Below are 24092 nucleotides of genomic sequence, written 5' to 3' on the forward strand. Positions count from 1 at the left end.
AATTCCTTGGCAGGTATTTCTGATTGACCGCAGGGTTTTGCGGTCGTGCCAACAAGTTTGCTCCCCCGTAGCAGCTGTCGGGCAGTCAGGCCAGTACCGCCACCGCCTTGATTTGCGCCCACAGCGTCTGGCCGGGATGCAGCTGCAACTGGTCCCGCGAGTAACGGGTGATGCGCGCCAGCAGCGGCGTGCCGGCGGCGTCCAGGCTCACCAGCACGTGGGCTGCGTTGTCCGCCGGGATTTCCTGGGTCACCGTCACCGGCAGGCGATTGAGGATGCTGCTGTGTTCCTCGGCCTGCAGGCTCAAGCTGACGTCCCGCGCCTGGATCTTGAAACGCAACTGTTTGCCCAGCGCCAATGGTGCATGGGCCACGCGCATCTGCAATTGGCTCGCGGGCAATTGCAGGGTGAGCAACTGGTAGTGCGCGTCGTAGGCGCTGACGGTGCCGTTGATCACCACACCGGCGTCGTCGCCCAGGGCCATTGGCAGGTCCAGCCGGGCCAGGGTTTCGCCGATAGGACCGCTGGCCAGGGCCTTGCCGTCGCTGAGCAACACGATGTGATCAGCCAGGCGCGCCACTTCGTCCTGGGCATGGCTGACGTACAGCACCGGAATCTCCAGTTCGTCATGCAGGCGTTCGAGATACGGCAGGATCTCGCTTTTGCGTTTGCTGTCCAGCGCGGCCAACGGTTCATCCATCAGCAACAGGCTCGGGCTGGTGAGCAGGGCGCGGGCGATGCCGATGCGCTGGCGCTCACCGCCGGAAAGGTGCTGCGGATGGCGCTCCAGCAGGTGGCCGATGCCCAATAGTTCGGTGGCGTGGCTCATCTCCACCCGGCGTTGCTGGCGCGGGATGCGCTTGAGGCCGAACTCCAGGTTGGCCAGCACCGACAAATGCGGGAACAGGCTGGCTTCTTGAAACACGTAGCCCAGGGCGCGTTTGTGGGGTGGCACGAACAGTCCTTTGCGGCTGTCTTGCCAGACCTCGTCGTTGATCTGCACGAAACCCTCTTCAGCCCGCTCCAGCCCGGCGATGCAACGCAGGCAGGTGGTCTTGCCGGAGCCGGAATGGCCGTACAGCGCCGTCACCCCGCGACCGGGCAGGTGCAGGTCGACGTCCAGGGCAAACCCGGAATACTTCAGTTGCAGGCGTACCTCGATCATCGACATCAGCTCCAGCCCGCCTTGGTTTTACGGCTGGAGTAGAGCGCCAGCAACACCAGGAAAGAAAACACCACCATGGACCCGGCCAGCCAGTGGGCCTGGGCATATTCCATGGCTTCGACGTGGTCGTAGATCTGCACCGAGACGACCCGGGTCTTGTTGGGAATATTGCCGCCGATCATCAGTACCACGCCGAACTCGCCGACGGTGTGGGCAAAACCGAGAATCGACGCGGTGATAAACCCCGGGCGCGCCAGGGGCAGGATCACCGTGAAAAAGGTGTCCCAGGGATTGGCCCGCAAGGTCGCGGCCACTTCCAGCGGGCGAGTGCCAATAGCGGAGAAGGCGTTTTGCAACGGCTGCACCACGAACGGCATCGAATAGATCACCGAGCCAATCACCAGCCCGGCGAAGCTGAAGGTCAGGGTGCCCAGGCCCAGCCATTGGGTGAACTGGCCGAAGTAGCCGTTGGGGCCCATGGTCAACAGCAGGTAGAAGCCGATCACCGTGGGTGGCAACACCAACGGCAGGGCCACCACCGCGCCAATGGGGCCGCGCCACCACGAGCGGGTGCGCGACAGCCAGAGGGCTATCGGAGTGCCGATGATCAGCAGGATGACCGTGGTCAGCGATGCCAGTTTCAGGGTCAACCAGATCGCGGAAAAATCGGCACTCGACAGCGGCATTTACAGCTCGTAACCGTAGGACTTGATCACCGCGGCGGCTTTCGGACCCTTGAGGTATTCAACCAGGGCCTTGGCGGCGGCGCTGTCCTTGCCCTTGTTGAGGATTACCGCGTCCTGCTTGATCGGGTCATGCATCGACGACGGCACGATCCAGGCCGAACCGCTGGTGACTTTGCCGTCCTTGTAGATCTGCGACAGCGCTACAAAACCCAGTTCGGCGTTGCCGGTGGAGACGAACTGATAGGCCTGGGTGATGTTCTGGCCTTCAACGAGCTTGTCCTTGACCTTCTCGGTCAGGCCTTCCTTCGCCAGCACCTGGGTGGCGGCCAGGCCATAAGGCGCGGCTTTCGGGTTGGCGATGGACAGGTGCTGGAACTGGTTTTTCTTCAGCACTTCGCCCTTGCCATCGACGTAGCCTTCCTTGGCCGACCACAGTGCCAGGGTGCCGACCGCGTAGGTGAAGCGCGAGCCCTTGACGGTGTCGCCTTCGGCTTCGAGCTTCTGCGGGGTGGTGTCGTCGGCGCTGAGGAACACTTCAAACGGCGCGCCGTTCTTGATCTGGGTGTAGAACTGGCCGGTAGCGCCGTAGGCAGCGACCAGTTTATGGCCGGTGTCTTTTTCAAAGTCGGCGGCAATCGCCTGGATCGGTGCGGTGAAGTTGGCAGCCACGGCCACCTGTACTTCATCGGCACTCGCCGAGGAGAAGCCAAACGCGGCGATCAGGGTAGCGAGGGCCGTGGGGGCCAGGCGTGAGGCGCGAATCATCATCAAGAAGCTCCTTGGGGTTTGCGGCTTGTTATAGGCAGAAGGGGACTACCGCTATGTATGGGAATATATAGCGGTTGGCCACTGCCGGTACAGCGCAAAGTTGTCCCGGGAGTTCAGGTTCAGCGTCGGCCGAGTTTTTCCAGGGTTTGCGCGGCCAGTTCGAGCGTCAGGTCATAGCTGGAGATGTCTTTGCCGAGGCGCAGCGCCTGGCCCGACCACAAGTTGCTGAAGCCGGCTTCGTCCTTGGCCTTGAGCGGCATCAACGCACCGCCGGACAGCGGGAACGCCGGCGCCGTGGGGTTGATCGCGCCCAACTCACGCATTACGCGGTTGATGATGCCCCGCGCCGGGCGCCCGGTGAACAGGTTGGTCAGCGCGGTTTCACTGGCCTGGGCAGTGCGCAAGGCGTGGTGGTGTGACTTCGAGACGGTGGCCTCGGGGGTAAACAGGTACGCGGTGCCAATCTGCACCGCTGACGCGCCAAGGGCGAAGGCCGCGACAATGCCCCTGGCATCCCCGATGCCGCCGGCCGCAATCACCGGCACGCGCACGGCATCGACAACCTGTGGCACCAGCGCCATGGTGCCGATCTGGCTATTCAGGTCGTCGCTGAGGAACATCCCGCGATGGCCACCGGCTTCGTTGCCCATGGCGATGATTGCATCGCAGCCGTGCTGTTCCAGCCAGATGGCTTCTTCGACGGTGGTAGCCGACGACAGCACTTTCGCCCCGGTGGCCTTGACAAGGTCCAGCAGGGATTTTTCCGGCAGGCCGAAGTGAAAGCTCACCACTTCCGGGCGGAATTCTTCCACCACTTCACAGGCGGCGTTGTTGAACGGTGCGCGGTTGGAGACGGGCGTCGGCGCGTCAAAATCGGCGCCCAGCTCACGGTAGTAGGTTTCCAGCAGGTTCTTCCACTGAAGGTCGCGGTGAGCATCCGGCGTCGGTGGCTGATGGCAGAAGAAATTTACGTTCAGCGGCCGCGAACTGGCCTGGCGAATCGTGGTGAGTGCTTCGCGCAGTTGCTCGATGCTGAGCGCCGCCGCCGGCATTGAACCGAGGGCGCCGGCCAGATTGGCCGCAATCACCATGGCCGTGCTCGTGGCATTGGCCATGGGCGCCTGAATGATCGGTAACTCGATGCCCAGCAGGTCAAGAATTCGGGTGTCTGGCCAGGTGCTCATGGGACGCTTCTCCAACGGTGGAATGCTGTTCCGTCGTTTTAGCAGGGCCAGGCAGCACCAGGCCAGTCTGTATTATTCACTGGACGAATCCAGTGTTTCATGGGCGGTTATCAGTTGATGGCGTCGCCCAGTACTGCATGAATCCGTTGGGCAATGTGCGCGGCGTGGGTTTCCAGGGCGAAGTGGCCGGTGTCGAGTAATTCCACCACGGCGTTGGGGTTGTCGCCTTTGTAGGCATGGGCGCCCGGCGGGATGAAGAAGGGATCGTTCTGGCCCCAGATCACCAGCGCCGGCACTTGCGTGGCCTTGAAAAACGCCTGGAACGCCGGGTACAGCGTCAGGTTGTTGCGGTAGTCGAGGAACAGGTCCAACTGGATCTCGTCATTGCCGGGACGCTGCATCAGGAGCACGTCGAGCATGTAGGACTCCGGCGCCACCAACTCCGGTTGCGACACGCCATGCAGGTACTGATAACGCGTGCCTTCCAGGCTGATGACCGCGTTGCGAATCACCTCGCGATTGGCCTGGCTCGGCTCGGCCCAGTAGGCCCGGATCGGAGCCCAGGCGTCACCCAAACCTTCCAGGTAGGCATTGCCGTTTTGCGATATCAGCGCGCTGACCCGTTCCGGGTGGGCCACGGCCAGGCGCAGGCCCACCGGTGCGCCATAGTCGAACACATAGAGGGCATAGCGACTGAGGTTCAGGGCCTCGACGAAGTGGCCAACGGTGATCGCCAGGTTATCGAAGCTGTAGTGGTAATTGCGTTCGGCGGGGACTTCGGTGAAGCCGAAGCCTGGCAAGTCCGGGGCGATGATCCGGTAGCGGGTGGCAAGCAGCGGGATCAGGTCACGGTACATATGGGACGAACTGGGAAAGCCATGCAGCAGCAGCAACACCGGCGCGGAGGGGTCGCCGGCTTCACGGTAGAAAATGCGCACACCATCGGCATCAACGTGCTGATAGCGAACAACCGGGGCTGAAATCGACATGATCGTAGTCCTCTTTGTAACTGGTTAAATTGATTTGTTGGGTTACTGGTTTTGCAGGCTGCGCTTGAAAATGTAACCTGTCAAATTAATTTAATGGGTTACTGATTGACGAATTTAGTAACTATTCAAAAGCGAAATCAGCGGTTACGATGGCGCGGACTTGAAGAGGATTCGCCATGCCCGCCATCACCCCATCCCCATTGGAACCCTACGTCCTGGCTGATCATCCCGTGCTGGACATGCTCAATACCCGGGCGAATGTCGACGGTGTGCCCTTTGAATTCTGGCAAGGCGATGCCGATGTCGAGCGCTGGCTGGTGCGGCTTGGCTGGGCCGAGGAGGGCGCAGTACCGGTATTTGAGGAGGGGGCACTGCTGGGCGCGGCGCGGGGATTGCGGGAAGTGATCCGCGTGTTACTGGAACAGCGCAAGGCCGGCCAGCAGGGCGATCCCGGCGCGCTGAATGCGTTCCTGCGCAAGGCGGTCAGTCACCCGCAACTGGCTTGGCCGGCGCCTGGCGAGTTGCGGCTGGAGCGCCAGCGCAAGGTGCAGACTGCCGAGCAGTTCCTGGCGCCGATTGCCGAAGCCGCCGCGACGTTACTGGTGGAAGGGGATTTCGGCCTGGTCCGCACCTGCGAACATCCCGAGTGCGTGCTGTGGTTCTACGACCGCACCAAGGGCCACAGGCGCCGCTGGTGCAGCATGGCGCTGTGTGGCAATCGGCATAAGGTGGCCGAGTTTCGCAAGCGCAAACTGGTGTAGACGTCCTCAGGATTCTGCCGGGCTTTCGCGCTCCAGCAACTGCCGCTTGCGCTCGACACCCCAGCGGTAGCCCGACAGATTGCCGTCGGCGCGCACCACGCGATGGCAGGGAATCGCCACCGCCAGGCTGTTGGCACCACACGCCTGGGCCACGGCGCGATAGGCGGTCGGCGCGCCGATGCGCTGGGCGATCTCGGCGTAGCTGGCGGTGCATCCCACCGGGATTTCCCGCAAGGCTTGCCACACGCGTTCCTGAAACGCAGTGCCGCGCAAGTCCAGGGGCAAGTCCAGGCCCAGGGCCGGCGCTTCGATAAAGCCCACCACCTGGGCGATCAATTGTTCGAAGTCGTGATCGGCACCCAGCAGATTGGCGCGGGGAAACTGGTCCTGCAGGTCGCGCACCAGTTTGTCCGGGTCATCCCCCAGCAGGATCGCGCACACACCGCGATTGCTCTGGGCCACCAGAATGGCGCCCAATGAGCATTGGCCAACGGCAAAGCGAATATCCGTGTTGGTGCCGCCGGCTTTGTAGTCGCGGGGCTTCATGCCGAGCAATTGGTCGGCAGCCTCATAAAAGCGGCTGTTGGAATTGAAGCCGGCGTCGTACAGCGCATCGGTCACCGAGTGCTGGTCCTTGAGGCCGTCCCGTACCTTGCGCGAGCGATGAGCGCTGCCGTAGCGCTTGGGCGTCAGGCCGGTCACCGCCTTGAACACCCGATGAAAATGGAACGGGCTCAAGCCGGCGAGGGCGGCCAGATCTTCAAGGGGCGGCAGGGTTTCGGCCTGTTCGATGTGCCGACAGGCCGCTGCCACCAGTTGCGCATGGCGTGCGGCCACCTGGGTCTGGTCCCCCGACGCGCGCTTGTTGGGCCGGTAGCCCGCCGCTTCAGCCTGTTGCGGGGTGTCGAAGAACTCGACGTTCTCCGGGCGCGGGCGCCGTGCGGAACTGCTGGGGCGACAGTACACACCGGTGGTTTTCACACCATAGACGAAGGTCAAGTCGGCCTTGGCGTCTCGGGCGACAATCGCGGCCCAGCGGGGGTCTTGTTCGGTGGCGTGGCGCGCGGTCATGGTGGTGGCTCCTGGTTGAAGAATGCCAGGTTAGTCCCGTGGGGCATTCCCATCACTCCGATGCTTGCGGTCAAATTCATCCGGCCGTGCGAAACGTCAGGTTGATGCGCTGCGGCCCCATGACCGGATGCGTGCCGGGCTTGATCGGCATCACGCCGTGAAAGCGCAGGCGGTCCACGCCGCCCCACACCACTACGTCGCCATGGAACAGCGAGACTTTTTGCGTCTTGTCGCTGCGCTCATGGCCGCCGAACAGGAAGATCGCCGGTAAACCCAATGACACGGAGACCACCGGGGCAGCATAGCGACGCTCGTTTTTGTCCTGGTGCAGGGACATTTTCGCGCCTGGCACATAGCGGTTGATCAGGCAGGCATCCGGCTCGAAATCGTCGAAACCTGCATCTGCTGCGGCCATCACGGCCAGTTCGCGCAATGCGGCCGGCAGGGCTGGCCAGGGTTGTTGGTTATTCGGGTCAATCGGGGAGTAGCGATAACCGGTCGAGTCGGTCGTCCAGCCCAATTCACCGCAACTGCTTAACGCCGCCGACATGGTAAAACCACCGGGCGTGACCATTTGCCGGAAGGGCGATTGAGCCAATACCCGTCGCAGTTCCGGTAGCAAACGCTCGAGCCAGGGCAGGGCATAGCCCCTGAGGACGTAGGATTGTTCACCGATTTGCTCGCGCCCCGGGGGCTGTTGCAGCGCCTCATCGGCGAACAAATCGGCGGTTGATCCGGGAAGGGTCTTACTGCGCATCGTGAAAAATCACTCCCAAGGTATGCCGGGTACCACTGTGCAGAACACTGACCCCATGGCGCAAGGTCACCCGATGAAACCCCCTCACACTCGGCATGGGGCGCTGATTGACCGCGAAGATTACCGCGTCACCCTGGTTAAGAGGGACGACCTGGGCCCGGGATTGCATTCTTGGCCGCTGCTCCGTCAGCACCAACTCCCCGCCACGAAAGTCCTTTCCCGGCTGCGACAACAGGATGGCAACTTGTAGGGGAAACACATGTTCCCCGTACAGATCCTGATGCAGGCAGTTGTAGTCGCCTGGACCGTATTGCAGCAATAACGGGGTAGGGCGTTGCTGCCCGGCTGCGTGGCAGCGGGCAATGAAGTCGGCATGGTGCGCCGGATAGGTGATCGGCAGGTTCATCTGTTCGTTCCAGCGATTGGCCTGGGGCGCCAGGAACCCATACAGCTGTTCACGCAGCGCGCAGATCGGCGTTGGCAGCGGGTAGCGGAAATATTTGTATTCGCCCCGGCCAAAGCCGTGCCTGGCCATCATCACATGGGAGCGAAACAGTTCGGGTCGGGGGTAGTGGCCGCTCAGTTCAGCGCATTCCTGCTGATCCAGCAGGGCTGGAATCAGTGCGTTACCCTGTTCATCGAGGGCGTGCTCGATGGCGGCCCAGTCCAGCTTGGCCAGGCGTTCATGCAGTGGAGTGGAAGGCATCGACAAGTTCCTGTGGCAGCGCATTAGGGCTGCCAGTCTAGAAAGTCGTCAGCGTCAGAACACTCCGATGCTTGCGCTCGAATTACAGCGCCTTGCTCACATTGATGTCGGTAATCTCATCGCTGGCATCGTGGATTTTCTCCAGGGCTTCCTTGGCTTCCTCCACGCTGCCTGCTTGCAGTTGGGCGAACTCGAAGCGGCGCTCACCGTTGAGTTTGTACTTGATCACATATTTGGTGGTAGTCACGGGCATTCCTGTCAGCTCAGTTTCGAATTGGTGCGGCGCACAATGCGGATCTTGTGGGACAAGGTCGGCTTTTTGGTCACGCTGATGGCGCGGCGGGTCACGACGTCCAGGGTGATGTTCCAGAACCCGGTGCTGGGCGCAGTGATTTTTGCCGGGAACTTGTCGAACGCGCCGCCGTGGTAAGTATGGCGGCCGCCGTTCTTGAAGCTGCGAAAGTTGGCATCGCTCATCAGGCGGATGTTGCAGGTTTGCGAGCATTCAATGACGACAATATCTCCTTCATTGAGGTGCTCACGCTGGTGGATGAATTTCATAAGGTGTCTCCAGAAGGGCTTTTTCTGAAAAATCAGAACGATACGTAGGTTAAGATGGAGTTTATCAGCCCCAGCACGTTTATTATCGGACCGTCGTCGACGACTTCGACAATTTAAAACAGTTATTTACCGAGTTATCAGGGATAAATCCTACGTGGGCGGGAGAAAAATACCTTCTTCGCTGTCGTAGGGTCTTTATCGGAGGTTTTTATATGAAGTGGAGTGTGTTGGTTCTGGCCCTGGCGTTGGGTGGATGTGCTTCGGTGGCGGATATCAAGCAGACCCCACCAACGCTGGCAGTGATCTCCGGGAAAAAACCACAGGAATACGCGGCGTGCGTTGTCCAGAAATTGTCTAAAACCCGCAGGCCTTCGCAGATCGAGCCTCACAAGGATGGTGTTCAAGTTATCGTACCGCAGAAGTTTTCTGCCGACCCGTCGGCCATTTTTGAAATTGAAGAGCGCTCCAGCGGGAGCAGTATCAAGCTCTACGAGAGCATGTCCAATGTGCCTATTCGTCCAGGTGACGTGAAGGCTGCGGGGGAAGCGTGCATTTCCGGCTGAGTCTGTAGCCGCCCACCTCGAATCCGATCAAGAAGCCCGACCCTGCTGCCGCAGCGTCGGGCTTTTTTGTGCGCGAGGTTCAGTACACCGTCCTTTTGCTCGCGGATGAGTGTTGTCGCGACCGGGCCATTGACCTACCATTTGTAGGCTTATGCCTAATTCGCCTAAGCATATAACTATAAAAATGGAGTCGTGATGATGTCTCTGGAACGAGTTCTGATGGGTAGCGCGTTGTTGCTGATGTTGGGCAATGCACACGCGCTGGAGGGGAAAAACGTTTATATGCAGGGCGGCTCGCAGCCGGGAGCTGCGCCGTGCGTGGCCTGCCACGGGGCTGATGGCCTGGGGCTGGCAGCCGCGGGTTTTCCGCGTTTGGCCGGTTTATCGGCGGTGTATTTGCGTAAGCAGCTGCAGGATTTTAAAAGTGGCGCCCGTAACAGCCCGGTGATGCAACCGCTGGCCAACGCCCTCACGGAAGAGGAAGTCAGCGCTGTAACCCGGCAGCTGGCGGCAATGCCTGCGCCCGCACCTGTGCCGGTGCACCGCAGCGAGATGCCTACTGACGCTGCGCAAAAGATTGCCCTGCAAGGCGCGTGGGAGCGCCAGATTCCGGCCTGTGTCAGCTGTCATGGCCCGGCCGGCGTGGGCGTCGGCGACGGGTTTCCACCCCTGGCCGGACAATCTGCGGCCTACCTCGCGGCGCAGTTGAACGCCTGGCGCAGCGGCACGCGCCATAACGATCCGAATGCTCTGATGGGCCATATCGCCAAATCCCTCAGCGCTGAAGAAGTGCAGGCCGTGGCCATCTATTTTGCCTCGTTGAGCGGCCAGGAGGCCAAGCCATGAAGCGCTTCTTGTTTGCTCCGCTGCTGGGAAGCCTGATCGGCGTACCCGTCCATGCCGCCCCTATTGCCATGGAAGACCAGTCACAGTTGCAGCCAGCCGGCGCTCATGGGGCTGCCGTGCAGTTCCAGCCGCCAAAAGAAAGCGAGCTGCCGGACAACGCCTACGGCAAGCTGGTGAAACAGGGCTACGCGCTGTTTGTCGACACCAAGCGCCTGGCGCCGCAATTTGTCGGTAATGGCCTCAATTGCAGCAATTGCCACCTGGACCAGGGTCGCCTGGCCAATTCGGCGCCGCTGTGGGGTGCCTACCCGATGTACCCGGCGTATCGAAAAAAGAACGACAAGGTCAACACCTTCGCCGAGCGTTTGCAGGGCTGTTTCCAGTTCAGCATGAATGGCGGCACGCCACCGGCTGCAGACAGCCCGGAGATTACCGCGCTGTCGGTGTATGCCTACTGGCTGGCGAGCAAGGCTCCCTTGGGCGTCGAACTGCCGGGCCGTGGCTACCCGGACGTGCCGGCACCCACCAAGGGTTACGACCTGGCCCAGGGCGCAGAGGTCTACAAGGGCCAGTGCGCGGTGTGCCATGGTGCCGAAGGCCAGGGCCAGAAAGTAGGCGACAACTACGTGATGCCGCCGCTCTGGGGTAAAGACTCCTACAACTGGGGCGCCGGGATGCATCGAATCAATACGGCAGCGTCCTTCATCAAGCACAACATGCCCCTGGGCCAGGGCGGCAGCCTGACCGACCAGCAAGCCTGGGACGTGGCGGCCTACGTCAACCGTCACGAGCGTCCTCAGGACCCGCGCCTCGTGGACGGCTCCGTGGAGAAAACCCGGGTGAAGTTCCACGCCAATGACGGCGTCAATCTTTACGGGCAGACGGTCGATGGCGTACTGATCGGGCAAGGCATCCGTTAAACTGTCGATAACCCATAAAAAATGCCGCTGAATCAGCGGCATTGTCTTTTCGGAAACTCAGTCATGAAACGTGAGCAAGTCAGGGAACAGCATGCAGGGGGGCATATTTCTGCGACCCATGTGATTCAAAATCCCGCGGATACGGGCGAGTGGATCGTGTTCTTCAAGAAGAGCGGCGGTCGCAGCTACTTCCTGGTGGATGACCAGGATGAAGTCGAATCCTTCTCCCGCCTGGACGACTTGATCGAGACCATTCGCGGCCTGGGCATCAAGTTCGCCGAAATTCACATGTAATTATTTGCAGACCACCGTCACGCTGCGGGTCTTGTAGTTGCCGACATCCTTGCCCAGGGTCTTGTCGCTTTCTTTCAGGGCCGGTGTGCCTTCGGTGCCGACAATCCGGTAGCCGGTGCCCGCGCAGGACGCATCAGCCTTTTCATAACAGCTGGCCCAGGAGTTGGCTTCGCCGGAGCAGTCGATGGCCAGTCCTTGTTCGCCGTTCTTCAGGACCGTGTCGGAAGTGGTGGTGCAGCCACCGGTAAGCGCCAGTACCGCAATCAGTGCCAGGATCTTGTTCATGTAGGAGTCGTCATCAGGGTGTTGGAGGGGAGCGCTGACACTGTCGTGGGGCGTTACAGGCGAGATTATAGCGAACCGCCATCAACGTACAGACAAACACAAAAAAGCCCCGTCAAACGAGGCTTGATTGGCGTTACCGCGGTGTTACTTGGTTTTCGGACGCTTGCTCGACGCGTGGCCGGCCTCATCCACAAACACTTCGGCCACGGCACAGGCTTGAGCTTCGGTCGCGAATGCGCCGGCAACGCTGTCGCCATGGAAGTTGATCAAGTGCCAGCCGTCCGCTCGCTTGGTGATCAGGTAGCCGTTCACGCCTTTTGGTTCTGACATCTATCAATCTCGTTGTCTGGTTCAAGGGCGTAATGATAGCGCCAAACGGCGTGGGGCGGCGCAAGTTGTTGCAGGTCAGTGCCGATCGCCATAAAGCGTGCTAAAAAGGTTGGAGCCCTTTGAATGACGGGCACAAGCCGACGATTTCTAACAGCGGCGAAGGTACTTGATTGAATGCCGGCGGAACTTACGCCGACATTTTTTCTCTATGTTGACATCGCAACGCCAGCAGGACCCATTGTAAGGTGACTGCGGCCTGATTAGACTGCGCCGAATTTCGTACGCACAGCCCTTTGTAAGGACTCATATGATCAAGAAATGCTTGTTCCCAGCAGCCGGTTACGGCACTCGCTTCCTGCCAGCGACCAAGGCCATGCCCAAAGAAATGCTGCCGGTGGTGAACAAGCCACTGATCCAGTATGGCGTGGAAGAAGCACTGGATGCCGGCCTGAACGAAATCTCGATCGTGACCGGCCGTGGCAAACGCGCCCTGGAAGACCACTTCGACATCAGCTACGAGCTGGAAAACCAGATCAAGGGCACCGACAAGGAAAAATACCTGGTCGGCATCCGTAAGCTGCTCGACGAGTGCTCGTTCTCCTACACCCGCCAGACCCAAATGAAAGGCCTGGGGCACGCGATCCTGACCGGTCGTCCGCTGATCGGTGACGAACCGTTCGCCGTGGTACTGGCCGATGACCTGTGTGTAAACCTGGAAGGCGACGGCGTCCTGACCCAGATGGTCAAGCTGTACCAGAAGTACCGTTGCACCATCGTCGCGGTTCAAGAGGTCGATCCTCAGGAAACCAACAAGTACGGCGTGATTGCCGGCGACGATATCGGTGATGGCCTGATCCGCGTACGCGACATGGTTGAAAAGCCAGCGCCGGAAGATGCTCCGTCGAACCTGGCGATCATCGGCCGCTACATCCTGACCCCTGACATCTTCAAGCTGATCGAAGAAACCGAGCCAGGCAAGGGTGGCGAGATCCAGATCACCGACGCCCTGCTGAAGCAGGCAAAAGACGGTTGCGTGATTGCCTACAAGTTCAAGGGTCGTCGTTTTGACTGCGGTGGCGCTGAAGGCTACATCGAAGCGACCAACTTCTGCTACGAGCACTTCTACAAGACTGGCAAGGCTTACTGATTTATCGTTGCCAGCCCGTTGAAAAAGCCTGCGAGTCGAAAGACCGCAGGTTTTTTTATGCCTTGCCCAAATAGCGGCTGGGGGCTTCGCCCAGTACCCGCTTGAACATTGCACCAAACGCATTGCCGTTGGCATAGCCCATGTCCCGTGCAATAGCCCCCAATGGTCGGCCCTGGGCTAACTGGCAAACGGCTTCGGCAATCCGTAGCTGCTGGCGCCATTGGTTGAAGCTCAGCCCGGTTTCATCCCGAAACCGCCGGCGCAGGGTGCGCACGCTGGCGCCGATGGATTCACTCCAGTCTTCCAGGGTGGCCGGGTTCGCCGGGTCTTCCAGAAGCATTTCACACACACTGAGCACGCGTTTGTCCCGGGGCAATGGCAGGCTGCAGCCTTCGGTTTCAGTCGCGGATATCAACTGGTGCAGCAGCAATGGCGTGAGCAGGGCAGTGTGGGCGTCGGGTGCGAGCATGCCCAGAATCAGCTCCCGCAGCAGCGGCTCCACCCTGATCAATCGGCAGGATTGCCACGCCGTGGGTAATTGATCGCTTTCCACGTACAGTGCGCGCATCGCAACCTCACCGACCATGTGCAATTCATGGTCGACACCCGGCGCAATCCAAAAGCCGTATGCCGGCGGGACGGTCCAGGCGCCCATGCGGGTCAGCACCCGGATCACGCCTTGGGTGGCGTGCACCAGTTGGCCATATTCATGGCTGTGCCAAATCTCCCGTGCGCCATCGACATAGTCATGGGCCCGAACCCGCAATTCCTCGCTGGTGCTGCGAGCGGGCGCCCCAAAGCGTTTACGCCAGATGTTGTCCAATCAAGAATGATTCCTGAGATGTAGGTTGGAACGGTCATTAATTGACCCGTGCGCGTAGAAGAATGACCGGATCTTTAACGCGATTCAATATTAAATAAGAACGATTAACAAAAAGACTTTTCAAGGAATCGTCATGTCCGGTGCGTTGTCTTCTCCTCCGTTTTACCTTTCCAGGCTGGCGCTGGTGGTGTTGGCGCTTGCTCCTGTTGTGTGGGCCGATGACGCGCCCATCGTGTTGAAGGACACCGCGGTGACAGCCGCCGAGGCCGAGCCGGCAGACGGCGTGGTGCCAGGCTATGTGGCGCGCAACACCACCGTGGGCACCAAAACCGGCGCGCCGATCGTGGAGACGCCGCAATCGATCTCGGTGGTCAGCCGCCAGCAGATGGATGACCAGGCGGCGCAAACCGTCGACCAGGCATTGCGCTACACACCAGGGGTTTACTCCCAGGATAACGACCTGCGGTTTGACCAGTTGAGCATTCGCGGCTTCGATGCCGACTCCTACCTCGACGGGCTCAAGCTCAATCGCACGACCTGGTTCGCTACGCCTCGGGTCGACCCTTGGTTTCTGGAGCGCATTGACGTGCTGCGCGGGCCAGCTTCCGTGCTGTACGGCCAGAGCGGGCCGGGCGGCCTGGTGGACATGCAGAGCAAGCGGCCGACGGATGAGCCACTGCACGTGTTGCAAATGAGCGTGGGCAATGACAACCGCTATCAGGCCGGCTTCGATTTTGGCGGGCGCCTGGACGAGCAGGGCGATGTGACCTATCGGCTGACCGGGCTGGGCCGCATGGCCGATACCCAGACCGATCACATCAAGGACCAGCGCATCGCCATCGCGCCGGCCATCACCTGGAACATCGACGACGACACCAGCCTGACCCTGCTGGCCAACTATCAATACGACCCGGAAGGTGGGCTGTTCAACCCGGTACCCGCGTATGGCACCGCGCTGCACAACCCGAATGGGCGCTTGCGCCCCGATGATTACCTGGGCGACCCGGACCGCGATCGCTTCAAGCGCAATCAGTTTTCCCTGGGCTACGCGTTCAGCCACCGGTTCAACGACACCTGGAGCTTTCGCCAGCACCTGCGCTATATGCATGATGACGTCGACTACTACCAGACTTCCCTCACCGGGCCGCTGGACGCCAACCTTGCCACCGCGCCGCTGTGGGCCAACGTCAATCATGAGCACCTTGGCCAGTTCGCCCTTGATAACCAGTTGCAGTCCGACTTCAGCACCGGCCCGGTCAAGCACACTGTGCTGATGGGGGCGGACTTCCAGCGGCTGTTGCAGACCATCAACCGGGGCGGTCAGTATTTCCCGAGTGCGATCAATATCTACAACCCCGACTTCAGCGCCTTGCCGAGGGTGCCGGTGTCCATCAACCAATACACCACCCAGAGCCAGTTTGGCGTGTACCTGCAGGACCAGCTCAGCTTCGACCATTGGCGCTGGCTGATCGGTGTGCGGCAAGACTGGGCGCGTACCTACGACAATCAGGACAGCGCGTTGACTGGCGCCAACCTGAGCAACACGCGCCAGCACGACGAGAAACTCACCTGGCGTTCCGGCCTGAGCTACGTGTTTGATAACGGCGTTGCGCCGTATGTCAGCTACAGCGAATCGTTCCAGCCGCAACTGGGCACTGACCGGCTGGGCGCGACATTTGTGCCGACCACCGGCAAGCAGTACGAAGCCGGCGTTAAATACCAGCCTGTGGGCTCCCGCAGCCTGTACAGCGCGGCAGTGTTCGACCTGCGTCAGCAAAACGTCCTGACCACCGACGATGTCGACCCCAATTTTGGCACCCAGAAAGGCGAAATCCGCTCCCGCGGCATCGAGCTGGAAGCCCATGCCGAGGTCACCTCGAACCTCAGCCTGATCGGTTTTTACACCTGGATGGACCAGCGCATCCTCAAATCCAATGACGGCGACCAGGGCGAACACCCGACCGGCATCCCGGGCAAGAGTGCCTCGCTGTGGGCGGACTACACCTTCCACGACGGCCCGCTGCAGGGCGTCGGTTTCGCGGCGGGTGCGCGCTATTTCGGGCCGAGCTACGGCAGCGCCGACAACACGCTGGAGGTGTCATCGCGCACGCTGTTTGATGCCGCGGCGCACTATGACGTGCAGAACTGGCGCCTGGCCCTCAACGTCAGCAACCTGTTCAACAAGGAATACCTGGCCTACTGCAGCAACGGTTTCCTTTGCTACTGGGGCGCAACCCGTTCGTTGCAGGCCAGCGCGACGTATCGCTGGTAAGGCGCTGACCTCTGGCGCGGCAGCAGGTATGCTGTTGTCCTGCCGAGGAGAGTGAAATGGCCTACGATTTTGACCTTTATGTAATTGGTGCCGGTTCCGGCGGTGTGCGCGCTGCACGATTCGCTGCGGGTTTTGGCGCCAAAGTGGCGGTGGCTGAAAGCCGCTACCTGGGCGGTACCTGCGTGAATGTGGGCTGCGTACCGAAGAAACTGTTGGTGTACGGCGCGCATTTCGCCGAAGACTTCGAGCAGGCCAGCGGTTTTGGCTGGTCCCTGGGTGAAGCGAACTTCGATTGGGCGACCCTGATCGCCAACAAGGATCGTGAAATCAACCGTCTCAATGGCATCTACCGCAACCTGCTGGTCAACAGCGGCGTGACCCTGCACGAAGGGCATGCGCGGCTGGTGGACCCGCACCAGGTAGAAATCAACGGCGAGCGTTTTACCGCCAAGCACATTCTGGTGGCCACCGGTGGCTGGCCGCAGATCCCGGACATCCCGGGGCGCGAGCACGCCATTGGCTCCAATGAGGCGTTTTTCCTCAAGGAGCTGCCCAAGCGTGTGCTGGTAGTCGGCGGTGGCTATATCGCCGTCGAGTTCGCCGGGATTTTCCATGGCCTGGGCGCACAGACTTCGCTGCTGTATCGCGGCGACCTGTTCCTGCGCGGTTTTGACGGCTCGGTGCGTACGCACTTGAAGGAGGAGCTGACCAAGCGTGGCCTGGACCTGCAGTTCAACGCCGACATCGAGCGTATCGATAAACAGGCCGATGGCAGCCTTAAGGCCACCTTGAAAGATGGCCGCGTGCTGGAAGCCGATTGCGTGTTCTACGCCACTGGCCGACGCCCGATGCTCGATAACCTGGGGCTGGAAAACACCGGCGTCAAGTTGGACAAGCGCGGCTTTGTCGAAGTGGATGAGCTGTACCAGACCGCCGAACCGTCGATCCTGGCGATTGGTGATGTGATCGGCCGCGTGCAACTGACGCCAGTGGCCCTGGCTGAAGGCATGGCCGTGGCACGTCGCTTGTTCAAGCCTGAGCAATATCGTCCGGTGGACTACGCGATGATCCCGACGGCGGTGTTCAGCCTGCCGAATATCGGCACCGTGGGCCTCAGCGAAGAGCAGGCCCGTGAAGACGGGCACAAGGTGCAGGTGTTCGAAAGCCGCTTCCGGCAGATGAAACTGACCCTGACCGACTGCCAGGAAAAGACCTTGATGAAGCTGGTGGTCGACGCCGAGACCGACAAGGTCCTGGGTTGCCACATGGTCGGCCCCGACGCTGGCGAGATCGTGCAGGGCCTGGCGATCGCGCTCAAGGCGGGCGCGACCAAGCAGCATTTCGATGAAACCATCGGCGTGCACCCAACGGCGGCGGAAGAATTCGTCACCATGCGCACGCCAGTGGCGCAGTAATCAGCCCTCGGTAGTTGCTTCCGGCGCCGTCGCAACGACGGCTGCCAGGCGCAGCGCATCAATACTGGCCTGGGCCTTGACCAGGTCCAGTTCCAGGGTTTTGTTGGCCTTCTGATGCTCGGCCAGCGCTTCCTGGCGCGCCTGATTCTCCAGTTGGGCAACCCGCAAGCGTTCCTGCAACAGGGTACGCTCGCTGTCGATCACACTCACTTGCTCGCTCAATTGACGCTGCTGTTCACGGTCCTGGCGGGCCTGTTCCTGCAGTGCGCTCAATTCCTTCACGGTCACCCGATGCTCGATCAGCAGGCGCTCGTTATCGCGGTGCAACTGAGTGATTTCATCCTGGCGCACCATCGCGCTCTGCTGGGCCTGGCGCAGCTCTGCCTGGACCTGCTGCAACTGGCCTTCATGGCGACGCTGTTCCTGTTCACGCTGGTCCTTGATCGCATTGCGGTAATGCTCCAGGGCGTCCCGGGCATGCAGGTGCTTCTCTTCCAGTGAGCGAATCTGCTCGTCCTTGTCGTTGATCCGCAACTCGTAATCGCTGCACGCCTGGCTCAGCCCGGCGTTGCGGGTTTGCTCGGTTTGCAGGCTGGAGCGAGTGCTTTGCAAGGCCGCGCTTTCATCGGCCAGGGCGGCGGACTGGATATCGAACTGCTGCTTGAGCTGGGAGTGGGCCGCTTCCAGCTCCTCAACCTGGGCGAGCAGGGCGGTTTTCTGCTGCTGGAACTGCGCCAGGGCCAGGTCGATAGGCTCCTGGGCCTTCTCCTTCAGGCGCTGGGCCAGTCGCGCCACCAGTTCACCCAGTTCGTCGTCAATGGGCGCTTCGGTGATGGTCTGGCGGGTTTCGCTTTCGTCCAGCTCCTTCAGATAGCGGTGAATCGTGGTTTTCGAGCCGGTATTGCCCATCTCGATGCGTACTGCATCGATGCTCGGGTTTTCGCCACGGGCAAGGATCGCCAGGCGTGCCGTTTGAACTACTGCTTTATTGATGCCGCCGCGAGCCATGGAGTCTCCGTCGATTTGGTATTGTGGTACGTAGTATGTATATACGTACTATATCACGATTGTTTTAAAGCCGAAATTGATGATTTATCAGATGGGATATTGGCGTATTATCCCGTGTGATACAGGTTTTGAAATGGACAACAGCCAATGGCAGTACAGGCATGAGTGAGCTGGACCGTTATCTGAATGCGGCCACCCGCGATAACACCCGCCGCAGCTATCGAGCGGCAATCGAGCATTTCGAGGTGAATTGGGGCGGATTCCTGCCGGCGACCAGCGACAGCGTGGCGCGCTATCTGGTGGCGCATGCGGGCGTGCTGTCGGTCAACACGTTGAAGCTGCGTTTATCGGCGCTGGCCCAGTGGCACACCAGCCAGGGGTTTCCTGATCCGACCAAGGCGCCAGTGGTGCGCAAAGTCCTGAAAGGCATTCGCGCCCTGCACCCGGCTCAGGAAAAGCAGGCGGAGCCATTGCAATTGCAGCACCTGGAGCAGGTCATCCAGTTCCTCGAACAGGAAGGCCACGACGCCCGGCGCGCAGAAGACCATCCTCGATGGCTGCGGGCCAAGCGTGACGCGGCGTTGATCCTGCTGGGTTTCTGGCGTGGCTTTCGCAGCGATGAGTTATGCCGGTTGAATATCGAGCACGTGCAGGCGGTGCCCGGTTCGGGCATCACCCTGTATCTACCGCGCAGCAAAAGTGATCGGGAAAATATCGGCCGCACCTACCAGACGCCGGCGCTGTTGCGGCTGTGCCCGGTGCAGGCCTACGGCGAATGGCTCAGCGCTTCAGCGCTGGTGCGCGGCCCGGTGTTTCGCGGCATTGATCGCTGGGGCAACCTGGGCGAGGAGAGCTTGCACGCCAACAGCGTGATCCCGCTGTTGCGCCAGGCGCTGGAGCGTGCCGGGATTGCGGCCGATCAGTACACCAGCCACTCCCTGCGCCGGGGCTTCGCTACCTGGGCTCATCGCAGTGGCTGGGACTTGAAGTCGTTGATGACTTACGTCGGCTGGAAAGACATGAAATCGGCCATGCGCTATGTTGAAGCGACGCCCTTTCTCGGCATGACCCGGGCATCCCTCGAGTGATTCAAGGTTTCTTCTATTAATACAGTCTCTTGATAGTGAAAACCAATCGTCAGCATCAGGTTTGCCAATGAGCCATCGGCCGGGAGAGTGGGTAGGATTCACCTCATCAACTTACTAAGCCCTTCTACAAACCTGACGGAGAGTCAACGATGCCTATCATCAACAGCCAAGTAAAACCGTTCAAAGCTACCGCCTACAAAAACGGCAACTTCGTAGACGTGACTGACGCTGACCTGAAAGGCAAATGGTCTGTCGTGTTCTTCTACCCAGCCGACTTCACCTTCGTCTGCCCAACCGAACTGGAAGACCTGGCTGACAACTACGCCGAATTCCAGAAACTGGGCGTCGAAATCTACAGCGTTTCCACCGACACCCACTTTGCCCACGCTGCCTGGCACAACACCTCGCCAGCCATCGGCAAAATCCAGTACACCATGATCGGCGACCCGACCCTGACCATCTCCCGCAACTTCGACGTGCTGATCGAAGAAGCTGGCCTGGCAGACCGTGGCACCTTCGTGATCAACCCTGAAGGCCAGATCAAAATCGTTGAACTGAACGATGGCGGCGTTGGCCGTGACGCTTCCGAGCTGCTGCGCAAAATCAAGGCGGCCCAGTACGTTGCTGCTCACCCGGGCGAAGTCTGCCCAGCCAAGTGGAAAGAAGGCGAGGCCACCCTGGCTCCGTCCCTGGACCTTGTCGGCAAGATCTAAGTCTGTGAAATGCCAAGGGCGGGTTACCGCACCTAAGTAAGCTGCATCCGCCCTCGAAACGCCCGGGCGAGATTCGCTCGGGCGTTTTTTTGTCTGCAATAAACCGAATTAATAGGAAATCGCCCGTATGTTGGACGCCAATCTTAAAGCTCAGTTGAAGTCATACCTGGAACGGGTCACCCAGCCGATCGAGATCGTCGCCTCCCTCGATGACGGTGCGAAATCCCAGGAAATGCTTGCCCTCTTGCAGGATGTAGCCAGCCTTTCGACGCTGATTACCCTGAAAAGCGATGGCAATGATGCGCGCAAGCCATCGTTCTCCATCAACCGCCCGGGTGCCGATATCAGCCTGCGTTTTGCCGGCATCCCAATGGGCCATGAATTCACTTCGCTGGTGTTGGCGCTGCTGCAAGTCGGCGGCCACCCCTCGAAGGCCAGTGTCGAAGTGATTGAACAGATTCGCGCCCTTAAAGGCGAGTTCAGCTTCGAGACTTACTTCTCGCTGTCGTGCCAGAACTGCCCGGACGTGGTCCAGGCGCTGAACCTGATGGCAGTATTGAACCCGAACATCCGCCACGTCGCCATCGACGGTGCGCTGTTCCAGGCAGAAGTCGATGATCGTCAGATCATGGCCGTGCCCAGCGTTTACTTGAATGGTGTGAACTTCGGCCAGGGCCGCATGGGCCTGGAAGAAATCCTCGCCAAGCTCGACACCAGCGGTATCGAAAAAGCCGCCGAGAAAATCAGCGCCAAAGATGCGTTCGACGTACTTGTCGTCGGCGGTGGCCCAGCGGGTTCGGCAGCGGCTATCTACGCTGCACGTAAAGGCATCCGTACCGGTGTTGCAGCCGAGCGCTTCGGCGGGCAGGTGCTGGACACCATGTCGATCGAGAACTTTATCTCGGTACAGGAAACCGAAGGGCCGAAACTCGCCAGCGCCCTGGAGGCCCACGTGCGTCAGTACGACGTGGACATCATGAACCTGCAGCGTGCTACTGCGCTGATCCCGGCGAAAAACAACGGTGAGCTGCACGAAATCCGTTTCGAAAGCGGTGCGACCCTCAAGTCCAAGACCGTGATCCTGGCCACCGGTGCCCGCTGGCGTGAAATGGGTGTACCGGGCGAGCAGGAATACAAGGCAAAGGGCGTGTGCTTCTGCCCGCACTGCGACGGCCCCCTGTTCAAGGGCAAGCGCGTCGCGGTGATCGGCGGCGGTAACTCCGGCGTTGAAGCAGCCATCGACCTGGCCGGTATCGTCAGCCACGTGACCTTGCTTGAGTTTGACAGCAAGTTGCGCGCCGACGCCGTGTTGCAGCGCAAGCTGTACAGCCTGCCGAACGTTGACGTGATTACCAGCGCGCTGACCAGTGAGGTCAAGGGGGATGGCCAGAAAGTTACCGGCCTGGCCTACAAGGATCGCGACAGTGGCGAGTTCAAGACTATCGACCTGGAAGGCATCTTTGTACAGATCGGTTTGCTGCCCAACACCGACTGGCTCAAAGGCACTGTGGAGTTGACTCCACGTGGCGAGATCATCGTCGATGCACGTGGTGAGACTTCGCTGCCAGGCGTTTTTGCCGCCGGCGACGTAACGACTGTGCCGTACAAGCAGATCGTGATTGCAGTAGGCGAGGGCGCCAAGGCTTCCCTGAGTGCTTTCGATCACCTGATCCGCACTTCCGCCCCGGCGTAAATTCCGGCCCGGAAATGAAAAACCCCATGAGTGATCATGGGGTTTTTTATTGCCGGCGGAACCTTACAGCGGCGTTGGCTGAATGATTTCAACCCAGTACGCATCCGGGTCTTTCACGAAGGCCAGGCTTTTCATGCGGCCGTCACTCAGGCGCTTCTGGAAGTCGCAGCCCAGTTCTTCAAAGCGCGCGCAGGCAGCAACGATGTCCGGCACCGAGATGCAGATATGGCCAAAGCCACGCGGGTCGGTGTTGCCGTTGTGGTAGGCAAAGTCCGCGTCGTTTTCGGTGCCGTGGTTGTGGGTCAGTTCCAGGATGCCCGGGATCGACTTCATCCACTGGGTGCGGGCGGCAGCGTCGGCCGGGATCTGGGCCTTGTCGACCAGGGCCAGGAAGTACAGGCTGAATTCGGCTTCCGGGAAGTCACGTTTTTCAACCAGGGAAAAACCCAGTACGCGGGTGTAGAAATCCAGCGACTTGGTGATGTCCTTGACCCGCAGCATGGTGTGGTTGAATACGAAGTTCGTGGTGGCGGCGTCAGGCTGGGCGGTGACGCCCGGGAAAGTGTTCAGTTCGTGCAGGCTCATGGGCCCTCCAGAGAAAAATGGGGCAAACGTGGCTCCGGTTGGAGCATCCCTTGGCTTGCGGCTGGCATCCGTGCAGCCGGTCCATGATACGCAGCCCTGCCGGTTGCGCCAAATGAAAAAGGTGACGCAACCCTTGCGGCCAGCGGGTGCAGGGGCCCAAACTTTGTCGCTTGAACCTTGAGTGTTTTTCGTAATGACCGGATTTCGCGCACCGTTGTTGAGTACCCTGGGCCTGTTGCTGGGCAGCACCGCTGCATGGGCGGCTGACCCGGAAATTCATTGGCCCAGCGGCTGGCAGGTAGAGGAAGTGGCGCCCGACGACCAGGCCCCGGCACAACCGTCGGCGGTGTCCCGCCAGCGGGCCATAAAGAATGATGAGAATGGCGCGACCTTGATGGTCATGGAGTTGACGGGCACGCCAATCGAAGCGGGGCATACGGTCAACCTGCAAGGCGTGCTGCTGGAAATGCGCAAATCCATCCAGAAGGACTTTGCCCAGGGTGGTTATCAAAGTGTGTGCACCAAGATGCACCCCACAACATTGAGCCGGCTTGAGGCATTGGAAACTACCTGTGTAATCACCGAGAACGGTCGGCATGTGCTGTCGCAAACGTTGGTGGGGGCTGTCGATACCGATAAGGCCTATGTTTTTTCATACGCAGGCCAGGCCGACGCTTACGAATCAAGCAAGGATGAAGTCAGTTCGGTGCGTGACAGCCTTAAACTTTGAGCGTTGTAGGCATCGCGACAAATAAGTCGATTTGAACAAAGTGAAATGTTTTTTAAAGTTCGTTTTTGAAAGTGCCAGCGTCCTGATTTGTTTCACTATCGATGGCTGTAAACAAAAAAGCCCTGCATGTGCAGGGCTTTTCTTAGTGCGTTTGTACTAGCCGCAAAGCATTAGCCGCGAAGCCAGGAGTCTACTGTGGCTGCGCCGTACTGTTCTTTCCACGCCTTCAGGCCGCGATGGTTGCCGCCCTTGGTTTCGATCAGTTCACCCGTGTGCGGGTTGTGGTAAACCTTGACGACGCGGGCACGGCGCTGTTTGGGTGCGGCAGCGACGGAAGCGCCGGACTTGCCCGGGTTAGGATCCAGGATGGAGATGATGTCGCGCAGGCTTTTGCCGTAGGTCTTCATCAGCCCTTGCAGCTTTTCTTCGAATTCGATTTCTTTCTTCAAACCAGCATCGTTCTTCAGGGATTCCAGCTGGGCAAGCTGCTCTTGAAGGGCTTTTTCTGCTGCGCGAAATTCGGCGAGTCTGGACAAAATCTATACTCCAATAGTGTATTTGGCTGATATCTACTGCAAACAAAGCGATAAGCCAAGAGCCTTAAGGCGACTCAATGAAAGTGGCCTTCCTGCCAATTCAGCACAGGCAGGAAAAATTGTAGTAGTTAATCAGTCATGAGTAAATCATGTCTTTTGTATAAATAACAATATTTCCGTTGAAGTGGCTGGCTAT

The 24092-nt window shown here is 59.9% G+C and carries 28 protein-coding genes; 12 read left to right on the forward strand and 16 right to left on the reverse strand.

Annotated features, from left to right (window positions below):
* Positions 1 to 85: 85 nt before the first annotated feature.
* From modC to HX818_RS11255, 5 genes are all read right to left on the reverse strand, one after another.
* Positions 86 to 1171, reverse strand: coding sequence for a molybdenum ABC transporter ATP-binding protein (modC, locus tag HX818_RS11235; protein WP_177020089.1), 1086 nt, complete (start codon positions 1169 to 1171; stop codon positions 86 to 88).
* Complete coding sequence (gene modB / locus HX818_RS11240) at positions 1171 to 1851, reverse strand: molybdate ABC transporter permease subunit (RefSeq protein ID WP_003212595.1); 681 nt, start codon at positions 1849 to 1851, stop codon at positions 1171 to 1173. Before modB ends, modC begins: the two co-directional genes overlap by 1 nt.
* On the reverse strand, positions 1852 to 2619 hold the full coding sequence (gene modA, locus HX818_RS11245) for a molybdate ABC transporter substrate-binding protein (RefSeq protein ID WP_256346348.1): 768 nt from the start codon (positions 2617 to 2619) through the stop codon (positions 1852 to 1854).
* Positions 2620 to 2738: 119 nt separating this feature from the next.
* A complete protein-coding gene (locus tag HX818_RS11250; protein WP_177020090.1) occupies positions 2739 to 3803 on the reverse strand; it encodes a nitronate monooxygenase family protein in 1065 nt (354 codons plus the stop codon).
* A 110-nt stretch (positions 3804 to 3913) separates the two neighbouring features.
* Entirely contained in the window at positions 3914 to 4792 is an 879-nt protein-coding gene (locus HX818_RS11255; protein WP_177020091.1) for an alpha/beta fold hydrolase, read from the reverse strand.
* Positions 4793 to 4968: 176 nt separating this feature from the next.
* Here HX818_RS11255 and HX818_RS11260 point away from each other — a divergent pair, with 176 nt between their 5' ends.
* Complete coding sequence (locus tag HX818_RS11260) at positions 4969 to 5553, forward strand: ABATE domain-containing protein (protein WP_177020092.1); 585 nt, start codon at positions 4969 to 4971, stop codon at positions 5551 to 5553.
* A gap of 6 nt (positions 5554 to 5559) precedes the next feature.
* On the opposite strand, the gene ada is transcribed toward HX818_RS11260, so the two are convergent.
* The 5 genes from ada to HX818_RS11285 form a co-directional block, all read right to left on the reverse strand.
* Positions 5560 to 6624 (reverse strand): bifunctional DNA-binding transcriptional regulator/O6-methylguanine-DNA methyltransferase Ada, encoded by a 1065-nt coding sequence (gene ada / locus HX818_RS11265; RefSeq protein ID WP_008432501.1) that lies wholly within the window; start codon positions 6622 to 6624, stop codon positions 5560 to 5562.
* A 76-nt stretch (positions 6625 to 6700) separates the two neighbouring features.
* Positions 6701 to 7381: a DNA oxidative demethylase AlkB gene (gene alkB / locus HX818_RS11270; RefSeq protein ID WP_102604914.1), complete on the reverse strand. Its 681-nt coding sequence runs from the start codon at positions 7379 to 7381 to the stop codon at positions 6701 to 6703.
* Positions 7371 to 8087, reverse strand: a complete 717-nt coding sequence (locus tag HX818_RS11275; protein WP_177020093.1) for a 2OG-Fe(II) oxygenase — start codon at positions 8085 to 8087, stop codon at positions 7371 to 7373. The genes alkB and HX818_RS11275 overlap by 11 nt, the downstream gene beginning before the upstream one ends.
* A gap of 82 nt (positions 8088 to 8169) precedes the next feature.
* Positions 8170 to 8334 (reverse strand): hypothetical protein, encoded by a 165-nt coding sequence (locus HX818_RS11280; RefSeq protein ID WP_177019849.1) that lies wholly within the window; start codon positions 8332 to 8334, stop codon positions 8170 to 8172.
* A gap of 11 nt (positions 8335 to 8345) precedes the next feature.
* Positions 8346 to 8648 carry a DUF1883 domain-containing protein gene (locus HX818_RS11285; RefSeq protein ID WP_003212586.1) on the reverse strand — a complete coding sequence of 101 codons (303 nt, stop codon included), beginning with the start codon at positions 8646 to 8648 and terminating at the stop codon, positions 8346 to 8348.
* A 212-nt stretch (positions 8649 to 8860) separates the two neighbouring features.
* Between HX818_RS11285 and HX818_RS11290 the strand changes: the two genes are divergently transcribed.
* The 4 genes from HX818_RS11290 to HX818_RS11305 all read left to right on the forward strand — a co-directional run bounded on the left by HX818_RS11290 (position 8861) and on the right by HX818_RS11305 (position 11271).
* Positions 8861 to 9211: a hypothetical protein gene (locus tag HX818_RS11290; protein WP_003212585.1), complete on the forward strand. Its 351-nt coding sequence runs from the start codon at positions 8861 to 8863 to the stop codon at positions 9209 to 9211.
* Between the two features lie 195 nt (positions 9212 to 9406).
* On the forward strand, positions 9407 to 10057 hold the full coding sequence (locus tag HX818_RS11295; RefSeq protein ID WP_256346349.1) for a c-type cytochrome: 651 nt from the start codon (positions 9407 to 9409) through the stop codon (positions 10055 to 10057).
* Positions 10054 to 10977 (forward strand): c-type cytochrome, encoded by a 924-nt coding sequence (locus tag HX818_RS11300; RefSeq protein WP_177020094.1) that lies wholly within the window; start codon positions 10054 to 10056, stop codon positions 10975 to 10977. Before HX818_RS11295 ends, HX818_RS11300 begins: the two co-directional genes overlap by 4 nt.
* Before the next feature lie 63 nt (positions 10978 to 11040).
* A complete protein-coding gene (locus HX818_RS11305; RefSeq protein ID WP_003212582.1) occupies positions 11041 to 11271 on the forward strand; it encodes a hypothetical protein in 231 nt (76 codons plus the stop codon).
* Here HX818_RS11305 and HX818_RS11310 read toward each other — a convergent pair whose 3' ends face one another.
* Together HX818_RS11310 and HX818_RS11315 are read right to left on the reverse strand one after the other, a co-directional pair.
* Complete coding sequence (locus tag HX818_RS11310; protein ID WP_003212581.1) at positions 11272 to 11556, reverse strand: hypothetical protein; 285 nt, start codon at positions 11554 to 11556, stop codon at positions 11272 to 11274.
* Between the two features lie 144 nt (positions 11557 to 11700).
* Positions 11701 to 11886, reverse strand: a complete 186-nt coding sequence (locus HX818_RS11315) for a hypothetical protein (RefSeq protein WP_003212580.1) — start codon at positions 11884 to 11886, stop codon at positions 11701 to 11703.
* A gap of 307 nt (positions 11887 to 12193) precedes the next feature.
* Here HX818_RS11315 and galU point away from each other — a divergent pair, with 307 nt between their 5' ends.
* The gene (galU, locus tag HX818_RS11320) at positions 12194 to 13033 is read left to right on the forward strand and encodes a UTP--glucose-1-phosphate uridylyltransferase GalU (RefSeq protein ID WP_003212579.1); all 840 of its coding nucleotides are present in this window, start codon (positions 12194 to 12196) and stop codon (positions 13031 to 13033) included.
* Between the two features lie 55 nt (positions 13034 to 13088).
* Here the strand turns inward: galU and HX818_RS11325 are convergent, their stop codons facing one another.
* On the reverse strand, positions 13089 to 13856 hold the full coding sequence (locus HX818_RS11325) for a helix-turn-helix domain-containing protein (protein WP_177020095.1): 768 nt from the start codon (positions 13854 to 13856) through the stop codon (positions 13089 to 13091).
* Positions 13857 to 13989: 133 nt separating this feature from the next.
* Between HX818_RS11325 and HX818_RS11330 the strand changes: the two genes are divergently transcribed.
* On the forward strand, positions 13990 to 16128 hold the full coding sequence (locus HX818_RS11330; RefSeq protein ID WP_177020096.1) for a TonB-dependent siderophore receptor: 2139 nt from the start codon (positions 13990 to 13992) through the stop codon (positions 16126 to 16128).
* Positions 16129 to 16184: 56 nt separating this feature from the next.
* On the forward strand, positions 16185 to 17543 hold the full coding sequence (gene gorA / locus HX818_RS11335; RefSeq protein ID WP_177020097.1) for a glutathione-disulfide reductase: 1359 nt from the start codon (positions 16185 to 16187) through the stop codon (positions 17541 to 17543).
* On the opposite strand, the gene HX818_RS11340 is transcribed toward gorA, so the two are convergent.
* A complete protein-coding gene (locus HX818_RS11340) occupies positions 17544 to 18551 on the reverse strand; it encodes a DNA-binding protein (protein WP_177008525.1) in 1008 nt (335 codons plus the stop codon).
* A 161-nt stretch (positions 18552 to 18712) separates the two neighbouring features.
* On the opposite strand from HX818_RS11340, the gene HX818_RS11345 reads away from it, so the two are divergent.
* The 3 genes from HX818_RS11345 (at position 18713) to ahpF (ending at position 22045) form a co-directional block, all read left to right on the forward strand.
* Positions 18713 to 19639, forward strand: coding sequence for a site-specific integrase (locus HX818_RS11345; RefSeq protein ID WP_177020098.1), 927 nt, complete (start codon positions 18713 to 18715; stop codon positions 19637 to 19639).
* Between the two features lie 149 nt (positions 19640 to 19788).
* Positions 19789 to 20352: an alkyl hydroperoxide reductase subunit C gene (gene ahpC, locus HX818_RS11350; RefSeq protein ID WP_003173835.1), complete on the forward strand. Its 564-nt coding sequence runs from the start codon at positions 19789 to 19791 to the stop codon at positions 20350 to 20352.
* 127 nt (positions 20353 to 20479) lie between these two features.
* Complete coding sequence (ahpF, locus tag HX818_RS11355) at positions 20480 to 22045, forward strand: alkyl hydroperoxide reductase subunit F (protein ID WP_003212573.1); 1566 nt, start codon at positions 20480 to 20482, stop codon at positions 22043 to 22045.
* Positions 22046 to 22108: 63 nt separating this feature from the next.
* Here the strand turns inward: ahpF and gloA are convergent, their stop codons facing one another.
* On the reverse strand, positions 22109 to 22630 hold the full coding sequence (gene gloA / locus HX818_RS11360) for a lactoylglutathione lyase (protein WP_008432524.1): 522 nt from the start codon (positions 22628 to 22630) through the stop codon (positions 22109 to 22111).
* Between the two features lie 193 nt (positions 22631 to 22823).
* Here gloA and HX818_RS11365 point away from each other — a divergent pair, with 193 nt between their 5' ends.
* Positions 22824 to 23360, forward strand: coding sequence for a DUF4946 domain-containing protein (locus HX818_RS11365; RefSeq protein ID WP_008432526.1), 537 nt, complete (start codon positions 22824 to 22826; stop codon positions 23358 to 23360).
* A 170-nt stretch (positions 23361 to 23530) separates the two neighbouring features.
* On the opposite strand, the gene HX818_RS11370 is transcribed toward HX818_RS11365, so the two are convergent.
* A complete protein-coding gene (locus HX818_RS11370; RefSeq protein ID WP_003212570.1) occupies positions 23531 to 23896 on the reverse strand; it encodes a histone-like nucleoid-structuring protein, MvaT/MvaU family in 366 nt (121 codons plus the stop codon).
* Positions 23897 to 24092: the final 196 nt, after the last annotated feature.

Source organism: Pseudomonas sp. F9001 (assembly GCF_013385435.1).
Taxonomy (GTDB): domain Bacteria; phylum Pseudomonadota; class Gammaproteobacteria; order Pseudomonadales; family Pseudomonadaceae; genus Aquipseudomonas.

Coding starts and splice junctions, on each gene's coding strand:
- HX818_RS11310 (WP_003212581.1), bottom strand. CDS start 11,556: ATGAACAAGATCCTGGCACTGATTGCGGTACTGGCGCTTACCGGTGGC.
- HX818_RS11260 (WP_177020092.1), top strand. CDS start 4,969: ATGCCCGCCATCACCCCATCCCCATTGGAACCCTACGTCCTGGCTGAT.
- HX818_RS11300 (WP_177020094.1), top strand. CDS start 10,054: ATGAAGCGCTTCTTGTTTGCTCCGCTGCTGGGAAGCCTGATCGGCGTA.
- gloA (WP_008432524.1), bottom strand. CDS start 22,630: ATGAGCCTGCACGAACTGAACACTTTCCCGGGCGTCACCGCCCAGCCT.
- HX818_RS11275 (WP_177020093.1), bottom strand. CDS start 8,087: ATGCCTTCCACTCCACTGCATGAACGCCTGGCCAAGCTGGACTGGGCC.
- HX818_RS11285 (WP_003212586.1), bottom strand. CDS start 8,648: ATGAAATTCATCCACCAGCGTGAGCACCTCAATGAAGGAGATATTGTC.
- alkB (WP_102604914.1), bottom strand. CDS start 7,381: ATGCGCAGTAAGACCCTTCCCGGATCAACCGCCGATTTGTTCGCCGAT.
- HX818_RS11315 (WP_003212580.1), bottom strand. CDS start 11,886: ATGTCAGAACCAAAAGGCGTGAACGGCTACCTGATCACCAAGCGAGCG.
- HX818_RS11365 (WP_008432526.1), top strand. CDS start 22,824: ATGACCGGATTTCGCGCACCGTTGTTGAGTACCCTGGGCCTGTTGCTG.
- modC (WP_177020089.1), bottom strand. CDS start 1,171: ATGTCGATGATCGAGGTACGCCTGCAACTGAAGTATTCCGGGTTTGCC.
- gorA (WP_177020097.1), top strand. CDS start 16,185: ATGGCCTACGATTTTGACCTTTATGTAATTGGTGCCGGTTCCGGCGGT.
- HX818_RS11295 (WP_256346349.1), top strand. CDS start 9,407: ATGATGTCTCTGGAACGAGTTCTGATGGGTAGCGCGTTGTTGCTGATG.
- HX818_RS11340 (WP_177008525.1), bottom strand. CDS start 18,551: ATGGCTCGCGGCGGCATCAATAAAGCAGTAGTTCAAACGGCACGCCTG.
- ahpC (WP_003173835.1), top strand. CDS start 19,789: ATGCCTATCATCAACAGCCAAGTAAAACCGTTCAAAGCTACCGCCTAC.
- modA (WP_256346348.1), bottom strand. CDS start 2,619: ATGATGATTCGCGCCTCACGCCTGGCCCCCACGGCCCTCGCTACCCTG.
- HX818_RS11345 (WP_177020098.1), top strand. CDS start 18,713: ATGAGTGAGCTGGACCGTTATCTGAATGCGGCCACCCGCGATAACACC.
- HX818_RS11330 (WP_177020096.1), top strand. CDS start 13,990: ATGTCCGGTGCGTTGTCTTCTCCTCCGTTTTACCTTTCCAGGCTGGCG.
- HX818_RS11255 (WP_177020091.1), bottom strand. CDS start 4,792: ATGTCGATTTCAGCCCCGGTTGTTCGCTATCAGCACGTTGATGCCGAT.
- ada (WP_008432501.1), bottom strand. CDS start 6,624: ATGACCGCGCGCCACGCCACCGAACAAGACCCCCGCTGGGCCGCGATT.
- modB (WP_003212595.1), bottom strand. CDS start 1,851: ATGCCGCTGTCGAGTGCCGATTTTTCCGCGATCTGGTTGACCCTGAAA.
- HX818_RS11290 (WP_003212585.1), top strand. CDS start 8,861: ATGAAGTGGAGTGTGTTGGTTCTGGCCCTGGCGTTGGGTGGATGTGCT.
- galU (WP_003212579.1), top strand. CDS start 12,194: ATGATCAAGAAATGCTTGTTCCCAGCAGCCGGTTACGGCACTCGCTTC.
- HX818_RS11250 (WP_177020090.1), bottom strand. CDS start 3,803: ATGAGCACCTGGCCAGACACCCGAATTCTTGACCTGCTGGGCATCGAG.
- ahpF (WP_003212573.1), top strand. CDS start 20,480: ATGTTGGACGCCAATCTTAAAGCTCAGTTGAAGTCATACCTGGAACGG.
- HX818_RS11305 (WP_003212582.1), top strand. CDS start 11,041: ATGAAACGTGAGCAAGTCAGGGAACAGCATGCAGGGGGGCATATTTCT.